The organism is Chromobacterium sp. S0633 (genome assembly GCF_024158805.1).
Taxonomy (GTDB): domain Bacteria; phylum Pseudomonadota; class Gammaproteobacteria; order Burkholderiales; family Chromobacteriaceae; genus Chromobacterium.
Genome location: NZ_JAMZGH010000063.1, coordinates 1 through 20,715, shown reverse-complemented (window position 1 = coordinate 20,715; position 20,715 = coordinate 1). Strand labels below are relative to the sequence as shown.

General features: G+C 65.3%; 16 protein-coding genes and 1 pseudogene. 7 read left to right on the top strand and 10 right to left on the bottom strand.

The window, feature by feature from the left end; genetic code table 11:
- Positions 1-3,483: type I polyketide synthase (locus NK214_RS23080; protein WP_253315626.1), on the bottom strand; the 3,483-nt coding region annotated here is incomplete at its 3' end.
- 715 nt (positions 3,484-4,198) lie between these two features.
- Between NK214_RS23080 and NK214_RS23075 the strand changes: the two genes are divergently transcribed.
- Genes NK214_RS23075 through NK214_RS23060 form a run of 4 tightly spaced genes read left to right on the top strand, consistent with a single transcriptional unit; the run spans position 4,199 to position 8,370 of the window.
- Complete coding sequence (locus NK214_RS23075; protein WP_107799362.1) at positions 4,199-5,326, top strand: ABC transporter permease; 1,128 nt, start codon at positions 4,199-4,201, stop codon at positions 5,324-5,326.
- A gap of 10 nt (positions 5,327-5,336) precedes the next feature.
- Positions 5,337-6,056, top strand: coding sequence for an ABC transporter ATP-binding protein (locus NK214_RS23070; protein WP_107799363.1), 720 nt, complete (start codon positions 5,337-5,339; stop codon positions 6,054-6,056).
- On the top strand, positions 6,053-6,973 hold the full coding sequence (locus tag NK214_RS23065; RefSeq protein ID WP_253315625.1) for an HlyD family secretion protein: 921 nt from the start codon (positions 6,053-6,055) through the stop codon (positions 6,971-6,973). Before NK214_RS23070 ends, NK214_RS23065 begins: the two co-directional genes overlap by 4 nt.
- Complete coding sequence (locus NK214_RS23060) at positions 6,970-8,370, top strand: efflux transporter outer membrane subunit (protein WP_253315624.1); 1,401 nt, start codon at positions 6,970-6,972, stop codon at positions 8,368-8,370. The genes NK214_RS23065 and NK214_RS23060 overlap by 4 nt, the downstream gene beginning before the upstream one ends.
- Before the next feature lie 33 nt (positions 8,371-8,403).
- Here NK214_RS23060 and NK214_RS23055 read toward each other — a convergent pair whose 3' ends face one another.
- The 8 genes from NK214_RS23055 to NK214_RS23020 all read right to left on the bottom strand — a co-directional run bounded on the left by NK214_RS23055 (position 8,404) and on the right by NK214_RS23020 (position 16,298).
- Positions 8,404-9,789, bottom strand: coding sequence for an ATP-binding protein (locus NK214_RS23055; protein WP_227108034.1), 1,386 nt, complete (start codon positions 9,787-9,789; stop codon positions 8,404-8,406).
- A complete protein-coding gene (locus tag NK214_RS23050; RefSeq protein WP_107799367.1) occupies positions 9,786-10,436 on the bottom strand; it encodes a response regulator in 651 nt (216 codons plus the stop codon). The genes NK214_RS23055 and NK214_RS23050 overlap by 4 nt, the downstream gene beginning before the upstream one ends.
- Before the next feature lie 72 nt (positions 10,437-10,508).
- Positions 10,509-10,937, bottom strand: a complete 429-nt coding sequence (locus tag NK214_RS23045; protein ID WP_107799368.1) for a MarR family transcriptional regulator — start codon at positions 10,935-10,937, stop codon at positions 10,509-10,511.
- Between the two features lie 4 nt (positions 10,938-10,941).
- Entirely contained in the window at positions 10,942-11,361 is a 420-nt protein-coding gene (locus NK214_RS23040; RefSeq protein ID WP_107799369.1) for a DUF488 domain-containing protein, read from the bottom strand.
- Between the two features lie 270 nt (positions 11,362-11,631).
- Entirely contained in the window at positions 11,632-12,762 is a 1,131-nt protein-coding gene (yiaY, locus tag NK214_RS23035; protein ID WP_107799370.1) for an L-threonine dehydrogenase, read from the bottom strand.
- Positions 12,763-12,861: 99 nt separating this feature from the next.
- Positions 12,862-13,563, bottom strand: coding sequence for a MarC family protein (locus NK214_RS23030; protein WP_107801780.1), 702 nt, complete (start codon positions 13,561-13,563; stop codon positions 12,862-12,864).
- A gap of 267 nt (positions 13,564-13,830) precedes the next feature.
- Positions 13,831-15,357 (bottom strand): amino acid permease, encoded by a 1,527-nt coding sequence (locus tag NK214_RS23025; protein ID WP_107799371.1) that lies wholly within the window; start codon positions 15,355-15,357, stop codon positions 13,831-13,833.
- Between the two features lie 701 nt (positions 15,358-16,058).
- Positions 16,059-16,298 carry a hypothetical protein gene (locus tag NK214_RS23020; protein WP_146176642.1) on the bottom strand — a complete coding sequence of 80 codons (240 nt, stop codon included), beginning with the start codon at positions 16,296-16,298 and terminating at the stop codon, positions 16,059-16,061.
- Here NK214_RS23020 and NK214_RS23015 point away from each other — a divergent pair.
- The 3 genes from NK214_RS23015 to NK214_RS23005 all read left to right on the top strand — a co-directional run bounded on the left by NK214_RS23015 (position 16,297) and on the right by NK214_RS23005 (position 20,509).
- Positions 16,297-17,277 carry an isocyanide synthase family protein gene (locus NK214_RS23015; RefSeq protein ID WP_107799372.1) on the top strand — a complete coding sequence of 327 codons (981 nt, stop codon included), beginning with the start codon at positions 16,297-16,299 and terminating at the stop codon, positions 17,275-17,277. The two genes, NK214_RS23020 and NK214_RS23015, sit on opposite strands and share 2 nt — an antisense overlap.
- 35 nt (positions 17,278-17,312) lie before the next feature.
- The gene (locus tag NK214_RS23010) at positions 17,313-19,049 is read left to right on the top strand and encodes an L-tyrosine/L-tryptophan isonitrile synthase family protein (protein ID WP_253315622.1); all 1,737 of its coding nucleotides are present in this window, start codon (positions 17,313-17,315) and stop codon (positions 19,047-19,049) included.
- A gap of 206 nt (positions 19,050-19,255) precedes the next feature.
- Complete coding sequence (locus NK214_RS23005) at positions 19,256-20,509, top strand: nucleotide disphospho-sugar-binding domain-containing protein (RefSeq protein ID WP_253315621.1); 1,254 nt, start codon at positions 19,256-19,258, stop codon at positions 20,507-20,509.
- Between the two features lie 10 nt (positions 20,510-20,519).
- On the opposite strand, the pseudogene NK214_RS23000 reads toward NK214_RS23005, so the two are convergent.
- Positions 20,520-20,715: pseudogene (locus tag NK214_RS23000) on the bottom strand (hypothetical protein); the annotation flags it as partial.

The window sequence follows — 20,715 nt, the reverse complement described above, 5'->3', positions numbered from 1 at the left end:
GGGCTGAGCCAGGGGCGCGGCCGCCGGCAATTCCACCGCGGCGCGCGGCGTCGGCAAGCTCACTTCCAGCGGCGCGCGCTGTTGCAGGCGAGCGGCCACCTGGCCGCCGCGGGCGGCGATGTCGGCGCCCAGCAAAGCTTGCTGGTTGTCGAAATAATGTTCGTGGTTGACGTGGTAGAGCTCCTGATTCTTGTCCAGCAGCTGCAGGCTCTGGCCCAGGCTGGCCACCACTTCCGTCAGTTGCTGGCTGCCCTGGAATTTCTCCAGCAAGGTGTATTGCTTGTTCATCAGCGAATCCAGCAGCTGAATGTAGTCCTTCTGATTCAGCTGGAACTGCTGGTGCACCTGGCTGAGCATGTTCTGCGCCTGGATTTGCGCGTCCAATACGCTCAATACTTCGTTGTCCGAGCTACTGCGTTGCATGATTCCCTCTCCGCTTATGACATGGACCGGCTCCAGCCACACCATGTCGTCCCTGTTGTCGACCAAAGTTTCCACCACTACCGTACTATCCCGCTCCGTCTCCGGCGCCCGCGGCGGCGAGCTGGCGGCGAGCCGCTCGTCGATGAAGGCGTCGATGACGCGCGTATCCTTGCGCATGGCGTGCGCGCGGCGCTGCTTGGCTTTCTCCGAGTAGAAGAAGCCGCCGCTCATTGTGTAAGTCAGCGCTTTTTTCTTGGGCGCCGTCGCCAGCGGCAGCGCCGCCTGCGGATCGGTGGAGCTCAGCTCCACGCCCTCCACCGCCAGCCGCGCCAGCGCGCGCTTGAATTGCAGGGCTTCCTCGCCGTTGGCGCTGGGGTTCAGCGACACCACCGCGTGCGGCTTGTCCTTGAGGATGTCCGCCACCAGCTTGCCCAGAATGCCCTTGGGGCCGATCTCGACGAAGAGATAGCCGCCCTGCTGATGAATGCGTTCAATGGTTTGCTGGAAGCGCACCGGGCTGACCAGTTGGCCGATCAAGGACTGCTTGATCTTGGCCGGGTCGTCGGCGTGGCGCTCGCCGCTGGCGGTGGAGTACACCGCGGCTTGCGGCGCCTGGAACGGAATGCCGGCCAGGCTGGCCTCGAACGGCGCGCAAGCGTGGCGCACGAAGTCGGTGTGGAAGGCCGCCGACACCGCCAGCACCTGGCTGCGCACCTTGCGCTCGTTCAGGAACTCATGGGCCTGGCGGATGATGTCGCCGGCGCCGCCGAACACCAGTTGCTGCTGCGAGTTGTAATTGGCCACCACCAGCTCCGGGAAGCGCTCCAGCACCGCGCTGGCTTCGCTCTCCGGCAGCGAGGCCGCCAGCATCGCGCCCGGCTCGCCGCCCGGCACCGGGCTGGCCACCGCCGCGCCGCGCGCCAGCGAGGCGCGGTAGAAGTTCTCGTCGCTCAAGACGCCGGCGGCCCATAGCGCGGTCACCTCGCCGTAGCTGTGGCCGGCCAGGAAGTCCGGCCGCAGGCCCAGACCGCGCAGCAGCTTGTAGTAGCCGGCGCTGATCGCGCCTATCGCCGGCTGCGCGGTGCGGGTCTGGGTCAGCTCCGCCATCTGACGGTCCGCCGTCTCCGCGTCGAAGGCCGGCGGCGGGAAAATCGCCGCCGAAGGCAGCGGCAGCCCGTCGGCGTGCGCCGCGGCGTCCAGGCCTTCCAGGGTTTCGCGCATCGCCGGGTAATCGTTGGCGATGTCGCGGCCCATGTTCACGTACTGCGCGCCCTGTCCGGGGAACAAGGCCACCACGCGGCCGGCCAGCGGCGCCGCCTCGCGCTTGTAGTAAATGCCCAGCGGGTGTTCCCAGTCCTGATCCGGTCGCGCCCGCAGCAGCTTGATCGCCTCGTCCAGCAGGCCGGCCGCCTGTTCGGCGGAGCCCGCGACGAAGGCCAGGCGCGCGGAAGCGGCCGGCGCGCGCGCCGCCGCGCCTTGGTGCAGACGGAACTGATAACCGGCGTCTTCGGCGCGGAAGGCATCCAGCTTGTGCTCGGCCAGCGCCAGCAGCTGCTCCGGGCCGTCCGCGTGCAGCAGCACCACTTCCGGGCGCAGGTTCAGGCGGAAATCGCCCTGCGGCCGCGCCTGATGCTCTTCCATGATGGCGTGGTAGTTGGTGCCGCCGAAGCCGTAGGCGCTCAAGGCGGCGCGGCGCGGCGCGCCGTCCACCGGGCTCAGCCAGGGCCGGCTGTCGATGTTGACGTAGAAGGGGCTGGCGCTGTCCGCCAGTTCGCGGCTGGGCTGGCTGACGTTGATGGTGGGCGGCAACACCTTGTGATAGAGGCCGAGCGCGGCCTTCATCATCGCCGCCGCGCCGGCGGCGCAACGGGTATGGCCGATCTGCGATTTGACGCTGCCGATGGCCACCGAGCCGGGCTGAGCGCCGCCGGCCTCGAACACCGCGCGCAAGCTCTTGATCTCGGTCTCGTCGCCGGACTGGGTGCCGGTGCCGTGCGCCTCCACCAGCTGGATCTCGGCCGGAGAAATGCCGGCGCGCGCGTAAGCGCGTTGCATCGCCTTGACCTGGCCTTCGTGACGCGGCGCGAAAATGCTCTTGGCGCGGCCGTCGCTGGAGGCCTGCAGGGATTTGATCACCGCGTAAACGCGATCGCCGTCGCGCTCGGCGTCTTCCAGGCGCTTGAGCACCAGGAAGCCCACGCCGTCGCCCAGCATCATGCCGTCCGAGGATTCGTCGAAGGGCCGCGACAGATTGCTCTTGGACAGGGCCGGCGTCTTGCTGAAGCACAGGAAGGAGAAGATCGAGTTTTCCAGGTTGACGCCGCCGGTCAGCACCACGTCGCAGCTGCCGTCCACCAGCTCGCCCACCGCCGCCTTGATCGCGGCCAGGCTGCTGGCGCAAGCGGCGTCCACCATATAAGAGGTGCCGCCCAGATCGAAGTAGCTGGCGATGCGGCCGCAGGCGACATTGCCGAGGAAGCCGGGGAAGCTGTCCTCGTTCCATTCCAGATAGAGATGGTTGACGCGGTCGATGACCTCGTCGGCCACCGCGCCGGGCAGGCCGGCGTGGTTCAGCACCTTGCGCAGATACGGCTCCTGCTGACGGAAGGCCAGCGAGAAGGAAGTGTTGCCGTTGCCGGCGCCGCCCAGAATCACGCCCACGCGGTCTTTATCCACCGGCAAGGCGTCCTCGCCCACCAGCCTGGCGTCCAGCATCGCCTGTTTGGCCACGTGCAGCGCGAAGATCTGCGCGGTGCTGATGGACTCCAGCATCAGCGGCGGCAGTTTGAATTCCACCGGATCGAAATCGATGGCCGGCACGAAACCGGCGCGATGGCCGTAAGTCTTGTCGGCGGCGCTCGGGTCCGCGCTGTAATAGTCTTCCTTGCGCCAGTATTCATCGCCGTTCTTCTGGTCGATGTCGGTCAGGGAATCCTTCTTGTCGACGATATTGGTCCAGAAATCGTACAAGGTGGCCGCATCGGGAAAGTGGCTGGCCATGCCCACAATCGCGATATCCACCGTGCCCGGTCCTATCCTGCTCGATACGGTCTTGCTCATTGCTCCTCCCGCGGTGAACCTGCTGTTTCGCATCATTCGCTTGCCGCCGCGCACCAACCGGGAAGCGCAATCGCCGGCCGCACGGCCAGGGTCGACTGCCTTTCTTTAAATCCGGTCCCGCACGCAAAGCCTGGATCGAATTCGCGTCCGGCGAACCGCCGCACGCGCCTGCTGCCTATTACGCAAACCACATCCAAAACCGCGATCTCAACTTGACAAAATCTTTACAACCGAAACTGTCAAATCCGGTTTTGGAAAATTATGACGTTGAAATCTTAGTGTTTCCTTAGGGCTTTCTTGCAGTTGACTGATTTACCTCCACAGATCTGGAGAAAAATATATACAGAACAAAACAAGTCATTGATTTTGATGATGTATCTTTATTGACACACCAATGCCAAAGTCATTATTTTTTAGTAAATCCATTACTGAAAAATAAAAAAACCAAGCTTGAAAAAGAAAACTGAGGAGAGTCTGAGCAGGCAATAAGAACAGCGGCTTATTGAATTGGCATTCAAATTCAATATCCAGACTAATACCAGTGGTATTAATACTAGGGAAATCCCGTACGCCGACTCCGCCTTATTCACGCTTGGCCGCGCTCAGAAAACCCTAAGCAGGAATAGGCATACTGCCCTCATTTCACCCCGGAGACAGTCATGCCCCAGCCCAACCATCCCCCCTGCCGGCCCGGCTGCAGCGCGGAGGCCTGACCATGGTCTCCCTCGCTCGCGCCTCGCTGATCTACGAGTGGCGCCGCTTCCTGCCGGCGGTGCTGGCGGTGGCTTTCGCCGGCCTGCTGGTGCAAGTGCAGCTCAGCCTGCTCTTGGGCATGTTCAGCTCGGTAGGCGTTTACATAGACCGCTCCAGCGCCGATCTTTGGGTGGGCTACCCGGCCACTCAGAGCGTGGATCTGGCCCGGCCGATTCCCGGCAAGACCGAGAACAACCTTTGGGCGCATCCCGAGGTCACCTCGGTGGAACGCTTCACCTGGACCATGGCGGACTGGCAGCGTCCCGGCGGCGGCAAGCTCAGCGCGGTGCTGATCGGCATCGACCCGCGCCCGCAGGCGATGACCTTCGCCACCTTGCTGACCCCGGCGCTGCGCCAGGAGCTGACGGTGCCCAGCACCGTGCTGGTGGATGAGAGCGATCTGGAAAAGCTGGGCGTCAAGATCGGCGACTACGCCGAACTCAGCGGCAAGCGGGTACGCATCGGCGGCACCGTCAACGGCATGCGCGCAATGGGCGGGGCCAACATCCTGACCTCGCTGAACACCGCGCGCCGCATCGACCCCAATCTGCGCAACGACGCCACCGACTACTTCCTGGCCCGGCTGCGCGACCCCAGCCGCGCCGAACTGGTGCGCGACCAGCTGCAGCCGGCCGGCAGCTTCAAGCCCTTCCAGGTGTGGACCGCCGAGGAGTTTTCCATCCAGTCGCAGGTGTATTGGCTGTTCGAGTCCGGCGCCGGCTCCGGCTTCCTGTTCTCCTCCGCGCTGGGCCTGCTGGTCGGCATCGTCATCACCAGCCAGACGCTGATGGCGGCCATCGTCGCCGCACTGCGCGAATACGCCACCTTGCGCGCCTTGGGCGTGTCCTCCTCCTCCTTGCGCGCCGTGATTCTGGAGCAGTCCTTCTGGGTCGGCCTCGCCGGCCTGGTGATCACCGCCGTGGTCGGCGCGCTGCTGGTGATGGCCGCGCGCCACGCCCACATCGCGCTGGAAGTGCCGGTGTGGGGCTGCCTGGCCACCGGCACCCTGGTGCTGGGCATCGCTCTGCTGTCCGGTCTGTCCGCGCTGCGCGCGCTGAACCAGGCCGAACCCTCCACCCTATTGCGATAAGGAGACTCTCATGTCCGCCTCTCCCGCCATCGTCGGCGAAAACCTGAACCGCTCGTTCAGCAACGGCAAGACCGAGCAAACCGTGCTCACCAATATCTCGCTGTCCATCCTGCCCGGCGAACTGACCCTGATCATCGGTCCGTCCGGCTCCGGCAAGAGCACCTTGCTGTCCGTGCTCTCCGGCCTGCTGCCGCCCAGTTCCGGCCGCGTCACCGCGCTGGGGCTGGAGCTGACCCGGCGCTCCATCGAGGAGTTGAGCCGCTTCCGCCTGGAGCATTGCGGTTTCGTGTTCCAGGGCTTCAATCTGTTCGCCTCGCTGACCGCGCTGGAAAACGTGCTGCTGCCGCTGAACTACGGCCCCAAGATCAGCAAGCCGGAAGCCGAGAAGCGCGCCCAGGAGGCGCTGGAACTGGTGGGCCTGGGCCCGCGCGCCAAGCTGCGGCCCATGGAATTGTCCGGCGGCGAAAAGCAGCGCGTCGCCATCGCCCGCGCGCTGGTCAAGCGGCCCAAGCTGATGTTCGCCGACGAGCCCACCAGCGCGCTGGACAGCCATAACGGCCAAGTGGTGATCGACCTCTTGCACCAGATCGCCCAGGAACAAGGCACCACGGTGCTGGGCGTGTCGCACGACAACCGCCTGATCAAACACGCCGACCGCGTCATCACCCTGGAAGACGGCCAGGTGGTCAAAGACCTGCGCGTCCATAACACGCCGATGGAGGTAGCATGAGCAGCCCTATTCCCAAGACCCCGCCGCGCCTGGGCCCGCTGCTGGCCTTGAGCCTGTTGCTGGCCGGCTGCTCCGAACCGCCGCCTCCCGCGCCGGTCCAGCAATCGCCGTGGGCCGCCATCGCCAAGGGCCGCGTCAGCATAGAAGGCGGGGTGATCAATATCGCCGCGCCGCGCGCCGGCATCATTCGCGAGGTGTCGGTGGAAGAAGGCGCCGAGGTCAAACCCGGCGCGGTGCTGGCCCGCATCGACGACCGCGAGGCCAATCTGGCGATGAAGGTGCGCGAGCAGGAGCGCGACGAGGCGCGGCAGGCGCTGACGCTGCTGCAGGTCAAGCACGCCATCGCCCAGCGCGAGCTGCAACGGGTGTCCGCGCTGAGCGGCGACGAGGTGGTGTCCAAGCAGGAAAAAGACAACGCCCGCGATCAGGTCAAGCTCAGCGCGTCCGAACTGGCCCGCCAGCAGGCGGCGGTGGCCACCGCCGACGCGCAAGTGGCGGCCAGCAAGCTGGAGGTGGATCAACACGTGGTCCGCGCGCCGCTGGCCGGCCGCATCATCCGCCGCCAGGCCCGCCCCGGCGACGGCACCTCCACGCTGAACGTGACGCCGCTGTTCATGTTCGCCCCCAACGGGCCGCGCATCGTTCGCGCCGACCTGGAGGAACGCTATGTGGGCTTGGTGACGGCGGGACAGGCGGCCGAGGTGACGCTGGAAGCGGACGAAACCAAGGTCTACAAGGCCAAGGTGCTGCGGTTGGGCCAGGTGTTCGGCAACCGCCCGGACAACGACGACCCCAATGAGAAACAGGACGTGCGCGTGATCGAATGCGTGCTGGCGCTGGTGGACGCGCCGGAAATCCGCATCGGCCAGCGAGTGCTGGTGCGCATCGCCCGACAAGACAAGGCGGGCAAGCCATGATGCGCCCCATCGCTCTGCTGCTGCTCCTGGCGCTTGGCGGCTGCGCCGGGCTGGAGCCTTCGCGCCCGACGCCGGCGCTGCCGGAACGCTACGGCCGGACCCTGCCCGGCGCCGGCCCGGACGCCCAGGCCTGGGACGGTTTCGGCGATCCCGGCCTCAGCCGCTGGATAGCCGCGGTGCGCGAGGGCAACACCGATCTCGCCGCCAGCCTGGCGCGGCTGGACGCCGCGCGCGCCGAACTGGGCGTGCTCAACGCCGACCGCTATCCCAAGCTGGACTTCGAACAATCGGTGGAGCGGCGCAAACTGTCCAAATTCGATTTGGGCGAAGTGAGCGAAGACACCGCCAATCCCAGCACCCGCTACAGCACGCGGCTGGCGCTGGGCTATGAAGTGGACTTGCGCGGCCGGGTCAGCGCCGCGACGCGCGCCGGCCGCGCCGACCTCAAGGCCAGCGGCGGCGACCTCGACGCGCTGGGCCTGAGCCTGGCGCGGCAAACCGCCGAACTGTGGCTGACCCGGGCGGAGCTGGCCGCCGACATCGAACTGGTCCAGGAGGCCGCGCGGCTGCGCCAGCGGCTGCTGGCCGGCGTCGCCGCCAAACGCCGCGTCGGCCTGGCCAGCGGCCGGCAACTGCTGGAACCGGACAGCGAGGCCAGCGAAGCCGCCCGTCTGGTCGCTCAACAAGGCGACGCGCTGAAGCGGGTGGAGCGCAGCCTGTGCCAGCTGGCCGCCAAGATGCCGGACGCCTGCGGGCTGCCGCCGGCGCGTCCGCTGCGCGAACTCAGGCTGCCGGAAGTGGGCGGCGACGTGCCGGCCCGGCTGCTGCAGCGCAGGCCGGATCTGAGCGCGGCCCAGGCCCGCTACGACGCCGCGCGCGCGCGCATCGACGAAGCCGAGGCCGCCCGCTGGCCGTCGCTGACCCTGAACGGCGGGCTGGGCATCAGCGCCGGCAGCTGGTCCGGTCTGCGCGGCAGCAAGGTGCTGAACTGGTCGCTGCTGCCGCAGCTGGACATTCCGCTGTTCGACGCCGGCAAGCGCAAGGCCGAGGCACAGCGCGCGCGCTCCGCCGCCGCCGAGCAATACGCGGCCTGGCGCGGCGCCGTCACCCGCGCGGTGTACGAGGTGGAAGACGCCGCCGCCTCCGCCCATTTCGCCAGAACCGATCAGGAGGCCAGGCAGCGCCAATACGTGGACGCCAGCCGCCGCTTGCGCGCCGAGCGCGACGCGCGCGGCGTGGGGCTCAGCGACGGCCAGGCGGAATGGCGCGCGCAACTGGCGGAGCTGCAAGCGGAACAGGGCGTGCAAGGCGCGCGCCGCCAGCAATTGCTGGCGGCGGCCAATCTGATCGCCGCGCTGGGCGGCGGCTGGGAGGGCGCGGACAAGAGCGCGCCCTGAGAAGCGATGAAGCGATGCGGGAGCGCGGCGGCCTCAAGCCGGCCGCGCGTCGCAGCGCGGCAGGCGGATTTCCACGCCCAGGCCGTTGCCGTGCAGGCCGTCGGTCAACAGCAGGCTGCCGCCGTGCAGCTCCACCACCCGCTTGACGATGGCCAGCCCCAGGCCGCTGCCGGTCACGGTATTGTCGGGCAGGCGCACGAAACGCTTCAGCACCTGATCCCGCCACTGCGGCTCGATGCCCGGCCCGTCGTCCAGCACCGCCAGCCTCACATTGGAAAACCCCTCGCTGACTTCCACATTGATGCAAGCGCCGTCCGGGCAGTAACGGATGGCGTTGTCCAGCAGATTGTCCAATAGGCTATCCATCGCGCTGGCGTCGCCGCAGCAGGCCGCCGTCTGCGCGCCGTCGTAGGCCAGCGTGATGTTGCGCTCCATCGCGCGCGGCACCTGGCGCGCCAGCGCCGCGCGCGCCAAGGCCGCCAGATCGAAGGATACCGGCAGTACCCGCGCCGATTCCGCGTCCAGCCGCGACAGCGTCAACAGTTTGCCCACCAGTTCGCCGCTGCGGCCTATGCTGGCGTCCAGCAAGGCTGCCAGCGCCGCCCTCTCCTGTTCGGACTCCGCGCGCGCCAGCAGATGCACTTGCGCGCCTATCGCCGCCAGCGGCGTGCGCAGCTCGTGCGCCGCGTCGGCGAAGAAGCGCTGCTCGCCCTCGCGAAAGGTCGCCAGCCGCGACAACAGCTCGTTGACGGAATTGAACACCGGCCGCAATTCCTGATATTCGGGGTCGGCGCAGGCCAGCGGCGCCGTCGATTGCACATCGCGCGAGGTGATGGTGGTGGCCAGCGTCGCCAAGGGCTGCAGGGCGCGGCCGTAACCGACGCGCAGCAGCAGCATGATGATGGGCACCGCGGCGATCAGCGGCAGCAGGAAGAAGATCAGGATTTCGGCCTGCACCCGCTGCACGAAGCTGCGCGCGATCGCCAACTGCACCCGGACCTCGTCGCCGCTCGCCGTCAGCATGCGCCAGCGCCCCTGGTTGGCCGGCGCGCCGCCGCTGGGCGGCTGCTCCAGCTCCGGCCAGGCGCTGGACACCGCCAGCAGGCGCTGGCGCTTGTCGACGATGCGGTAGGCCAGCTCGTCCTTGACCGGCGGCCTTTCGCTATAGCCGTGGCCGAACTGGCCGATCAACTGATCGACGACGCGGGCCCGCTCGCTTTCCTTGATGTCGGCGCTGTAGACGGTGGCCAGGGTGCGCGCCAGCCCGCGCAAATCGCCGTCCAGATAGCCGGAACCGACCCGGGTCACTTCCCAATAAAACCAGGCGAACAGGACCAGCCACACCGCCAATAGGGTGCTCAGACTGGTCCATAGCAGCCGCCGGTAGAGCGAGCGCCGCGCCAGCGAGGGGATGATCATGCCGGCTTGGGCAGCAGATAGCCGACGCCGCGTATGGTGCGGATCCAGTCCGAACCCAGCTTGCGCCGCAGATTATGGACATGCACTTCCAGCGCGTTGTCGGACTCGCAGCACAGATGCTCGACCAGGTGTTCGCGGCTGACCACCTTGCCGGCCTTGCGCACCAGTTCGAACACCAGCGCGAACTCGGACGGCGACAAGGCCACCGCTGCGCCGCCCATCGACAGCTCTCGGGTTTCGGCGTTGATGCACAAATCGCCGATCTGCCAATTGGCCGACACGAAGCCGCTGCTGCGCCGGGTCACCGCCTGCAGCCGGGCCAGCAGCTCGGGAATCGCGAAGGGCTTGACCAGGTAATCGTCGGCGCCGTTGTGCAGGCCGGCCAGCCGGCTCTCCAGCGCGTCGCGCGCGGTCAGGATGATGACCGGCAGCGTCGATCCGTTGCCACGCAGCTCCTGCAGCAAATGCAGGCCCTCGCCGTCCGGCAAGCCCAGGTCCAGCAGCAGCGCGTCCTGCGGCTCCTCGGCCAGAAAGGTCCGCGCCTCCTTCAAGCGCCTCACCCAGACGGTGCGAAAGCCGGCCTGGCGCAAAGCCTGCCCCAGCGCCTCGCCCAATGCCAGATCGTCCTCCACCAACAGTATGTTCACGGGATATCTCCGCTCGCCAAAACAATGTCAAAATCATGCCAGAGCGCCATGGCAAAAGCTACCGCGCCGGCGTCAATCCTCGGGCTGCAAGAGATGATCCAGCGACAGCACATCGCCCAGCCGCCGCAGGGCCTGCAACTCCTCGCGATGCTCTCGCGCCAGACATTCCGCCAGCGCCTCGCCCTTGGGCAGCAGCCGCACTTCCACGCAGCGGCGGTCGTCCCGCCCCGGGCTGCGCGCCACCAGCCGCTGTTGCTCGCAGCGGCTGATCAGGCCCACCACGCTGTGGTGGTGCGACTGCAGCCGCTCGGCCAGTTCGGCCACCGTGGCCCAGTCGCGGCCGGGAAAGCCCTTGATCTGCAGCAATAGCAGGTATTGCAGCATGGTGATGCCGTGGCGCTGGGCCGCCTCCTCGCTGAAACGCTGGAAGCGGCGCAAACGATAGCGGAAGTCCGCCAGACGTTCGAAATCCTGTTTGGAGAAGCTGGATGGCTCGGGCATGCGGTCAATGATCCAGCAAGGCGCGGTAGCACACCGGCGACGCCAGCTCTCCGGCCTCGATGCGCGCTATCTCGTCCAGCTTGTCGCCCAGGAATTGCGCCAAGGCCTGCGCCGGCTGCTTGTCGCCGCCGCCCGCGTGCAGCAACACCAGGCCGCCGCGGCGGCTGGCCTTCCACAAGGGCCACCAGCGCTGCGGGTTCGCCGCCAGGTCGGCCCAATACACCTCGCAGAAGGTGGGCCAATGACGGTCGTCCTGGCGCAGCCATTTCAGCAAGCCGGGCGCGGGCGCCACGCTTTTGAGCCAGTGGGCGGCGTCCAGCGCCTGCCGCGGCAAGCCCTTCGGCCAGGTCTCCTCGATCAGAAAAGCGTTATCAAGCCCCGGCCGGTATTCGCTCACCGGCAATAGGCGAATGGTTGCGTCCATTGCGTCACTCCTTATTTCATCTGGCGGCGGAGGCGGTGCGGCGTCGTCAGAAATATCGTATTACGATATTTAATGGTCAAAAAAAGGCGGCTGGGCCGCCATGGGAAGCTGTGTTCAAAATCTTGCGAGCTTGAGCGAGACAAGGCGAAAACGAGCGCAAAAGCGGAATGTACTCGTGGCACATAAGCATTTTGAGCGGGTTGTTAGCGTCGTATCGCCGCAGCGCAGCAGATCGTGAAGGCCGCGGCGAATCGCCGCGGCCCTTTACCGCTACAGCGCGGCCTTGAAGATCGCGCAGATTTCCTCGTGGCTGGCCTGGATCGGATTGGTCAGACCGCAAGCGTCCTTCAAGGCGTTGGCGGCCAGTTCAGGAATATCCTCTTCCTTGACCCCCAGTTGCGTCAATCCCGCCGGAATGCCTACATCGGCCGCCAATTGGCGTATGGCGGCGATCGCCGCCTCGGCGCTGGCTTCCACGCCCAGCGCCGCGCCGACATCGGCCAGCCGCTGGCCCGCCGCCTTGGCGTTGTAAGCCTGCACATGCGGCAGCAGCACCGCGTTGCACACGCCGTGCGGCAGATCGTAAAACCCGCCCAGCTGGTGCGCCATCGCATGCACATAGCCCAACGACGCGTTGTTGAAGGCCATGCCGGCCAGGAATTGCGCGTAAGCCATCTGCTCGCGCGCCTCCATATCCATGCCGTTGCGCACCGCGCGGCGCAGATGGCCGGCGATCAGCGTCACCGCCTTCAAGGCGCAGGCGTCGGTAATGGGCGTGGCGATGGTGGACACATAGGCTTCCACCGCGTGGGTCAGCGCGTCCATGCCGGTGGCGGCGGTCAGCCCGGCCGGCATGCCGGCCATGGTTTCCGGATCGTTGACCGACAGCACCGGCGTGGTGTGCTTGTCGACGATGGCCATTTTGATGTGACGGCTCTCGTCGGTGATGATGCAGAAGCGAGTCATTTCCGAAGCAGTGCCGGCGGTGGTGTTGATCGCCACCAAGGGCAGTTGCGGCTTGGCGGACTTGTCCACGCCCTCGTAATCCTGGATCTTGCCGCCGTTGGCTGCTACCAGGGCGATGCCCTTGGCGCAGTCGTGCGGCGAGCCGCCGCCCAAGGACACCACGGCGTCGCAGCCGTGCTCGCGCAACAGCGCGAGGCCGGCGCCTACGTTGGCGGTGGTGGGATTGGGATGCACGCCGTCGAACAGCACGGTGGCGATGCCGACGCCGCCCAGCAGCTCGGTCACTCGGCCGGCCAGACCGGTTTTCACCAAGCCGGCGTCGGTCACCATCAAGACCTTGCGGTAACCGTAGCCGCGCATGGTTTCAACGGCTTGTTGCAGACAGCCCGCGCCCATCAGATTGACGCAGGGGATGAAGAAAGCGCTGGTGGCCATGGCAAACTCCTGTTCTTAAGACATTTGTCATAATCGCAGTATGCTCAATTTGGCCGATGCGGCATTTGCCTCACATCAAAAGATGTCCAATCGCCCCGCTCACTTATGCGGCAACACATCCTGCGCCAGCTGGGTGATCAGGGCGCCGAAGCCGTCCCACATGATCTGCACGCCCAGGCATAGCAGGATGAAGGCGGACAAACGCAGGAACACCACCGAGCCGGTCTGGCCCAGATAGCGCAGCAGCTTGTCGGCGTGGCGGTAGCACAGATAGACCAGCAAGCTGCACACCAGCACCGCGAAACTGCCGGCCAGCGGCGAGATCGCGTATTTGACGATGCCCTTGCCGGTATCGGTCAAGGAGGCGCCCATGGTGATGGCCACCGAGATGGAGCCCGGCCCCACCGTCAGCGGGAAGGTCAGCGGATAGAAGGCGCGTTGCTTCAAGGCGTCCTGGTTTTCCGCCTGGATGGGCTGATCGGTGGAGGTGGGGCTGCTTTCCGGCGGCGCGTCGTTGAGCATGCGCCAGGCGGCGAAGGTGATCAGCAGGCCGCCGGACAATTGCACCACCGGCAAGGACACGCCGAAGAAGGACAGCACATAGCCGCCGGTGAACATGCTGCCCAGCAGCAGCAAGGCGCAATACATGGCGATGCGGCGCGCCAGGTAGCGGCGCTGCTGCGGCGTATTGCGCGCCGTCATCGAGATGAAGATGGGCACCAGGCCCGGAGGGTTCATGATCGGCAGCAAGGCGGCCATCACAAACAGAAACTTTGTTATGAATATTGTCAGCAACTGCATGAATGACTCCGAAGCCATCGAATTCAGATCGGGAACGTCGGCGGGCGGCGCCGCGCCAGCCGCCATATTACACAATTCATCAGTATTGCAAGCCGGCTCTCGCTCGGACTGCGACGCCCCGCCCCGGTTCCGGCGCGCCGCGCGCGTCCGCGGCGCCGGCATGGGCCGGCGCCGAATCCAAAACAATCAAGCCCTTACGCAAAACAGCCCGGCATGGCCGGGCTGTTGGCGAACTGCCGCGCTAAGGCTGGCAGAATTCACAGAGGATCAGCGCGTGGCGGCGGCCAGCTTGCCGTCCTTATTCTCTTGGCGCAAGGCGCGAGCCTTGACCAGCGCCTCGCTGAAATCAATCTCTTCCAGCGCCACCATCCGGGTTTTGTGCTTGTACTTGTAGCCCAGCCACAGCGCCAGGAACAGCGGGATGCCCAGATAGGTGGCGATCACCGCGCTCCAGTCGATATGGCCGCCGATGAAGGCCTCGTAGTTCTGGCCCAGCATGATCAGCAGACACAGCGCGAAGGCGAACAGCGGCCCCAGCGGGAACCACTTGGCCTGGTAGGGCAAGTCCGCCAGATCGTGGCCCTGCTTGACGTAGCCGCGGCGGAAACGGTAGTGGCTGATGGCCACGCCCAGCCAGGCGATGAAGCCGGTCATGCCGGAAGAATTCAGCAGCCACAGATAGACCGCGTTGGTTTCAAACAAGGAGGTCAGGAAGCACAGCGCGGCGATCACGCTGGTGGCGTACAAGGCATTGCGCGGCACGCCGTTGCTGGACAGCTCGGCAAAGCGCTTGGGCGCCATCTTGTTGCGCGCCATGGTGTACAGCATGCGGGTGGACGCGTACATGCCGGAATTGCCGGCGGACAGGATGGCGGACAGGATCACCGCGTTCATCAGGCTGGCGGCCATGGCGAAGCCGGCGCGGTTGAACACCAGGGTGAACGGGCTGGCGCCGACGTCCTTCATATCGTTCTTCAGCAACAGCGGATCGTTGTACGGCAGGATCAGGCCGATGATCAGGATGGACAGCATGTAGAACATCAGGATGCGCCAGAAGATCTGCCGCACCGCGCGCGGGATGGTCTTGCCCGGATTGGCGGATTCGCCGGCGGCGACGCCGATCAGCTCGGTGCCCTGGAAGGAGAAGCCCACAATCATGGCCACGCCGACAAAGGCGGCCAGGCCGCCGACAAACGGCCCCTGCCCCTGCTGCATCACCGACAAACCCGGCGCGATGCGCTGCGGATTGGGGTCGGTCATGATGCCGAAGATCATCAAAAAGCCGATGACGATGAAGGCGATGATGGTGGCCACCTTGAGCATCGAGCACCAGAACTCGGCCTCGCCGAAGCCCTTCACCGAGAAATAGTTGAGCACGAAGATGATCAACAGGAAGCCGGCGCTCCAGACGATGCCGGGCACCGCCGGATACCAGTAATGCATGATGATGGCGGCCGCGGCCAGCTCCACCGCCACGGTGATGGCCCAGTTGTACCAGTAGTTCCACCCTTGGGCGAAGCCGAAGGCCGGATCGACGAAGCGCGAACCGTATACCTGGAAAGAGCCGGATTCCGGCATGAAGGCGGCCATTTCGCCCAGGCTGGTCATCAGGAAGTAAACCATCAGGCCGATCAGGGCGTAGGCGATCAAGGCCCCGCCGGCGCCGGCCGACGCCACGGTGGCGCCGGAGGCCAGGAACAGGCCGGTGCCAATGGAGCCGCCGATGGCGATCATCGACAGGTGGCGCGCCTGCAAGGTGCGCCTAAGCTCTTGGCTTTCTTGCTTTTTTTCCATCTCTTTGTCTCAAGTGCGCCTGCTCGGCGACATTGCTTTCGGCTCGCTGCGGCCAGCCGGCGGCCTGCTGTCGCTACGACAGGCAGTCGTAATCGAAACGCAAAAGAATGACAGCAACCACGACTGTTGACTAGTCAAACATGGCTTTGAAGCTTAAAAAACGAAAATGTCATGTTCGCAAAGGAATACCGCACCCGCTTGGATTGCAGCCGAAAGCCGGCCCAAAGCCCCGCCGGCCGGCACGGGCCGGGCCTGCGGCGGAAGACGCAGCTTTGCCCATCCGCGGCGCGGCGCTCTGAAACGCGGCGGATCTTGAGTACGACAAGTCGGCGCAACGCAGCATCCGGGGTGTGTTCGCCGCGCTTCATCGTCATCTCGCGCCGCATCTGTCGCGTGAATCATACAGTTTTCACCCGCCCCGCCCGCGCCGGCGCGCCGCAGGACAGGCGCCGCGACCGCAGCGCCGCAACGTGGTTGCATGGGAAAACTCACAGTCTCCGACGGTCTCCCGTCGTTTACAAATAGGAATGAATCTCATTTGCAAAAATGACAAATAAGATCTTGTCATATAAAGACAAATTTAAATTTAATCCAAATTAAAACAAATAAGACATCACAAACCGTCACAATCGCATTTACAATTTTCACACCGCCCCATTGAATAAAAACCCACCTAAAACAAATAAAATTTCCATCCGCCTTTATTCATCCAATCCCTTCGCCATATCAATATAACGATTGCTCATAACCCTATAGCGGCTAATTTGTTCGCCCGCTCCCGACATCTGCCATAGAATGGCCGCGCTAACTGAAGCTAAACCTGTTCTTTCCATCATTTTTATTTTGGTTATCACATAACGATAAGTGAAACGCCCGCGCATGAACGCGGGCCAGTCGCAATTCAATCGCTTTTGATTCCACAACCATTTGAGATAAACCATGAACGCCATTGTCGACCCTGTTTTTCACCCTTTTGGAGTTTCCGCCTCGGATCTCGCCCGGCAAATACTGGAACGGGTTTTCAAGCTGCGCCGCGTCCACCCGGAAGACCTTGCCGCGCCGGAGGACCTTGCCGCGGAAATGGCCCCTCACCTGCCCAAGATTCAGGCCGCCGTCAGCCGACGTCAGCCGCTGCAAATGATTTTGCCGGCCTTTCCCGGCAAATCGCCCAACCGCAATAAAACCCTGGGCGCCATGCCCGATCTGGCCGAACGCCACGCACTGGATAATCTGCACCAACTCTGCCGGGACATTCAGAGCATCTACCCGCCGGGCGCTCAAGTCGCCATTTGCTCGGACGGCTATTGCTTTTCCGACGTGGTGTATATCCCGGATGCGGAAGTCGCCGCCTATATGGACGACTTGATTCGCTACGCGCGGCAACGCCATGGCGACAGCTTCCGTTTTTACGATCTGAAAGACCACTTCAGCTATATCGGCGATCTGGATTCCCAGCGCGAAGAGTTGCTGATTCTTTACAGCGACTCCATCGAACAGATCAAACGTCAATGCCAGGACGAACCGGCGATGCGCGCGATGTACCAGGGCATTACCCGTTTCCTGTTCGAAGACGCGCAAGGCATGCCGCGTTTCGCCGGCCACAGCAAGACCAGCTTGCAGAAAATGGCGCGCGCCAACGCCTACCGGGTGATCCAGCGCAGCAATGCCTGGAGCCGGCTGCTGGAGCGCGCGTTTCCGGACAGCCTGCGCCTGTCCATTCATCCGCAATTCCGCGTCTCCGCCAAAATCGGCGTGCGCCTGGTGGACAGCACCGACGCCTGGCTGACGCCCTGGCACGCCGCCGCGATCAAGCACGAGCACGGAGTGATGCTAAAAAAACGCAGCGACATCGACGAGAACCAGTCCGCGCTGGTCTTTGTCGACGGCCGGCCCAGCCACTTCATCGCCACCGCCGCCTGAAGCCCCGCCTTTCATTGTTCATTTCGAGTATCGCCATGCAAAACGAACCTATTGTCGCTTCCATTGTTTCCATTCTGCTCGACGCCTTCCAGGGCGAGGCCGACCACCCGCAGCGCGAATCCTACCGCCAGGCGCTGAGCGCCCAGGTGGAAGGCTTCGTGCGCCGGCAACAGCCGCTGCAATTGCTGCTGCCGGGCTTTCCGCTGAAATCGCCCAACACCCGCGACAAGACCGCGTCCGACCGCCCCGACTACGCCGAATACGCGGCGCTGGAACGGCTGGACCGGCTGTGCCGCGCCGTCGGCCGCGTCTACCCGGCCGGTTGCGCGCTGGAACTGTTCAGCGACGGCCTGAGTTTCCACGATCTGCTGGACATCCCGCGCGACACGGCCAACGACTACCACCGCCGGCTGCGCGCGCTCTACGCCAGCCCGGTGCTGCGCTGGCATGACTACGCCAGCGTCCAGCCCGGCTTCGACCGCCTGCGCGATCGCGCGGAAAGCGTGCTGCGCCGCTACCTGCCCGCCGCGGCCGCGGACTTCTCCCAGCCGCTGCCGGAAAACCAGGCCGGACGCCAGCCGCAATGGCTGGGCCTGCTGCGCGAAGACAATGCGGCGCGCGGCATCGCCGAGGCCGAGGACTGGCCGCAGCGCGCGCGGCGCCTGGCCTGGCGCGGCATCGCGCTGGACGCGATGCTGGCCGAGCACTTCCCGGACGCCATCCGGCTGACCATCCACCAATCCGGCGCGCCCGGCGGCAAATTCCCCATCCGCCTGTCTCCGGCCCAGGCCGAGGCGGCCTTGCCCTGGCACCGCGTCTACCTGCTGAACCTGGCCGGTCACGGCGAGCTGGTCTCCAAGCGCCAGGCGCTGGACGCGCGCCGCGCCAAGGCGGTGAGCTTCGACGGGCAGCCCTGGCTCTATCTGGAACAGGCCGGCGCGGAATGGGAAGGTTGCGAGTTATCGGTGATGCGGGCCGGCCGCTTCGGCCTGCTGATAGAAAACCGCCGTCCCGGCGCCAACTGCCTGTCTCTGCCGCGCCCGGCCTTGACCCGCTTGGCCCAAATGTTCGGCTTCGTCGCCCTGCGCGGCTTCGCCGTGGCCGACGAGGACAATCTGATCGACTTCAGCGCCCAGTTCGGCACCCCGTATATCTGGCAGTTCGGCGCAGTGCACAAGGTCAAGCCGGAGGAAGACGCCGACGGCTTCGTCCACTCCTTCGAGGAGCTGCCGCTGCACTGGGACTTGAGCATGCTGCCGGCCGACAATGCGTTCGTGCGCAAGAATCCGCGCTTCAGCGCCAGCCTGTTCGCACTGTATTGCAAGACCGCGCCGCAGCACGGCGAAGGCCAGACCACCCTGGTGGACGCGCGCAACATCCTGCGCCAGGTGCCGGTGGCCACCCTGGCCGAATGGGAGCGGCTGGAAATCCGCTACCACACCAAGTTCACCTATTTCGGCGGCGACGCCCGCGTCTACCCGCTGGTGGAAGCCCACCCGGACACCGGCGAATCCGTGCTGCGCTTCCAGGAAAACAGCAACTCCGAACTGCAGAAGTTCTTCGTCGACGTGGAAGAGCGCGCCGACGACTATCCCAACCTGGTGCAGGAACTGCTGGAACGGGCCTATGCGCCGGAAAACCTGATCGAGCACGACTGGCACGACGGCGACCTGGCGCTGATAGACAACTACAACAGCCTGCACGGCCGCCGCGCGATGACCCGCGCCTCGCGCGGACGCGAGCTGTGGCGTGTCCAGGTCCACAAAGGCTAAGCACCTGTTTACGATCTGCTGCGCGTCGGCGATACAGCGTTGAAAAAGGCATTCGAAATGCTCATGTACCACGCGTACATTCCGCTTTCTCAGCGGTTTTCGCCTTGTCTCGCCTTAGCTCGCGAGATCGTAAACACGTTCTAAGGCCCGCCCCGCGCCGTCCGGCCCCGCCGGGCGGCATCGCCCCCCATCCCCCGAAAACCGCCATGAACCCACGCAAGCAGAAAATCCTCTTCGTCGGCGAGGCCGTCACCCTGGCCCATGTCGCCCGCCCCTACACCCTGGCCGCCGCGCTGCCCGCAGCGGACTACGACATCCACCTGGCCGCCGCACCGCGCTTCGATCATATTTACCAACGCCAGGACATCCATTACCACCCGCTGATCACCAAGCGCTGCGAAGACTTCCTTGACGCCGTGGACAACGGCAAGCCGCTGTACCGGCGTGAGGAAATCATCGCCTACGTCGAAGAAGAATTGCGCCTGATCGAACGCCTGGACCCGGACATCATCGTCGGCGACTTCCGCCACTCGCTGGGCATCAGCGCCGCGCTCTCCGGCAAGCCCTTGATCAATCTGATCAACGCCTACTGGAGCCCCTACCGCCGGCCGCAGCCGCTGCCGGTGCCGGAACTGGCCAAGATCAATCTGCACCGCCTGCCCGTCATGCCCGCGCTGATGCGCTGGATCACCCCGCTGGCCACCCGGCTGCTGGCCCGCTCACTCAACCGCGCCCGCGCCCATTACGGCCTGGCGCCCTTCGCCAACTGCTTCGAGGCCTGGAGCCACGGCGATCAAGTGCTCTACTACGATTCCCCGGAACTGGTGCCGCTGGATCCGCTGCCCGCCCACCACCGCTATCTGGGCCCGGTCACTTGGTCGCCCGGCGGCGCGCTGCCGGACTGGTGGCCGCAATTGCAAGACCGTCCCACCGTTTACCTGTCGCTGGGCTCTTCCGGCAATCTGGCCTTGCTGCCCACGCTGATTGAGCAGCTCCTGGGCGAAGGACTGCAAGTGATCGCCAGCACCGGCCGCCGCCAGCGGCTGCCGCAACGCTCCGGCCTGTTCAGCGCCGACTTCCTGCCCGGCGAGGCCGCCGCCGCCCGCGCGGACCTGGTCATTTGCAACGGCGGCAGCCCCACCAGCTACCAGGCGCTGGAACAGGGCCGGCCGGTGATCGGCATCCCGTCCAATATGGATCAGCTGCTGGCGATGCGGCATATCGAAGCCTACGGCGCTGGCGCCACGCTGCGCCGCCGCCACATCGAAACCGGCCAGCTGCCGCCGCTGCTGCGGCGCATGCTGGCCACGCCGTCCTACCGCCAGCGCGCGCAGCAACTGGCCTGGCATTTCGCCGCCGCCCGGCCTCACCTTACATTCCGTCAAGTCTTGCAACAATTCGACATACAATCGCCGGCGCAAGCAAAGCCCGGTTCAAACACGGAGCGCATAATGCCGTAAGCATCGACCCTCAGCCTGCTGCGGCGCCATCCCTCGCCCCATCCGCGCCGGCGGTCGCCTTCGAATGATCCGGAGCGGCCCTCGCCGCTCCAAGGCCGTTTTTCTGGAGCCCCGCCGTGACCCAATCCGCCGCGCCCTGGTCCAGCTTGACCGTGCCCTGATACTGGCGCACCAGCGCCGCCTGGGTGTCCACCTGTTGTTTGGCG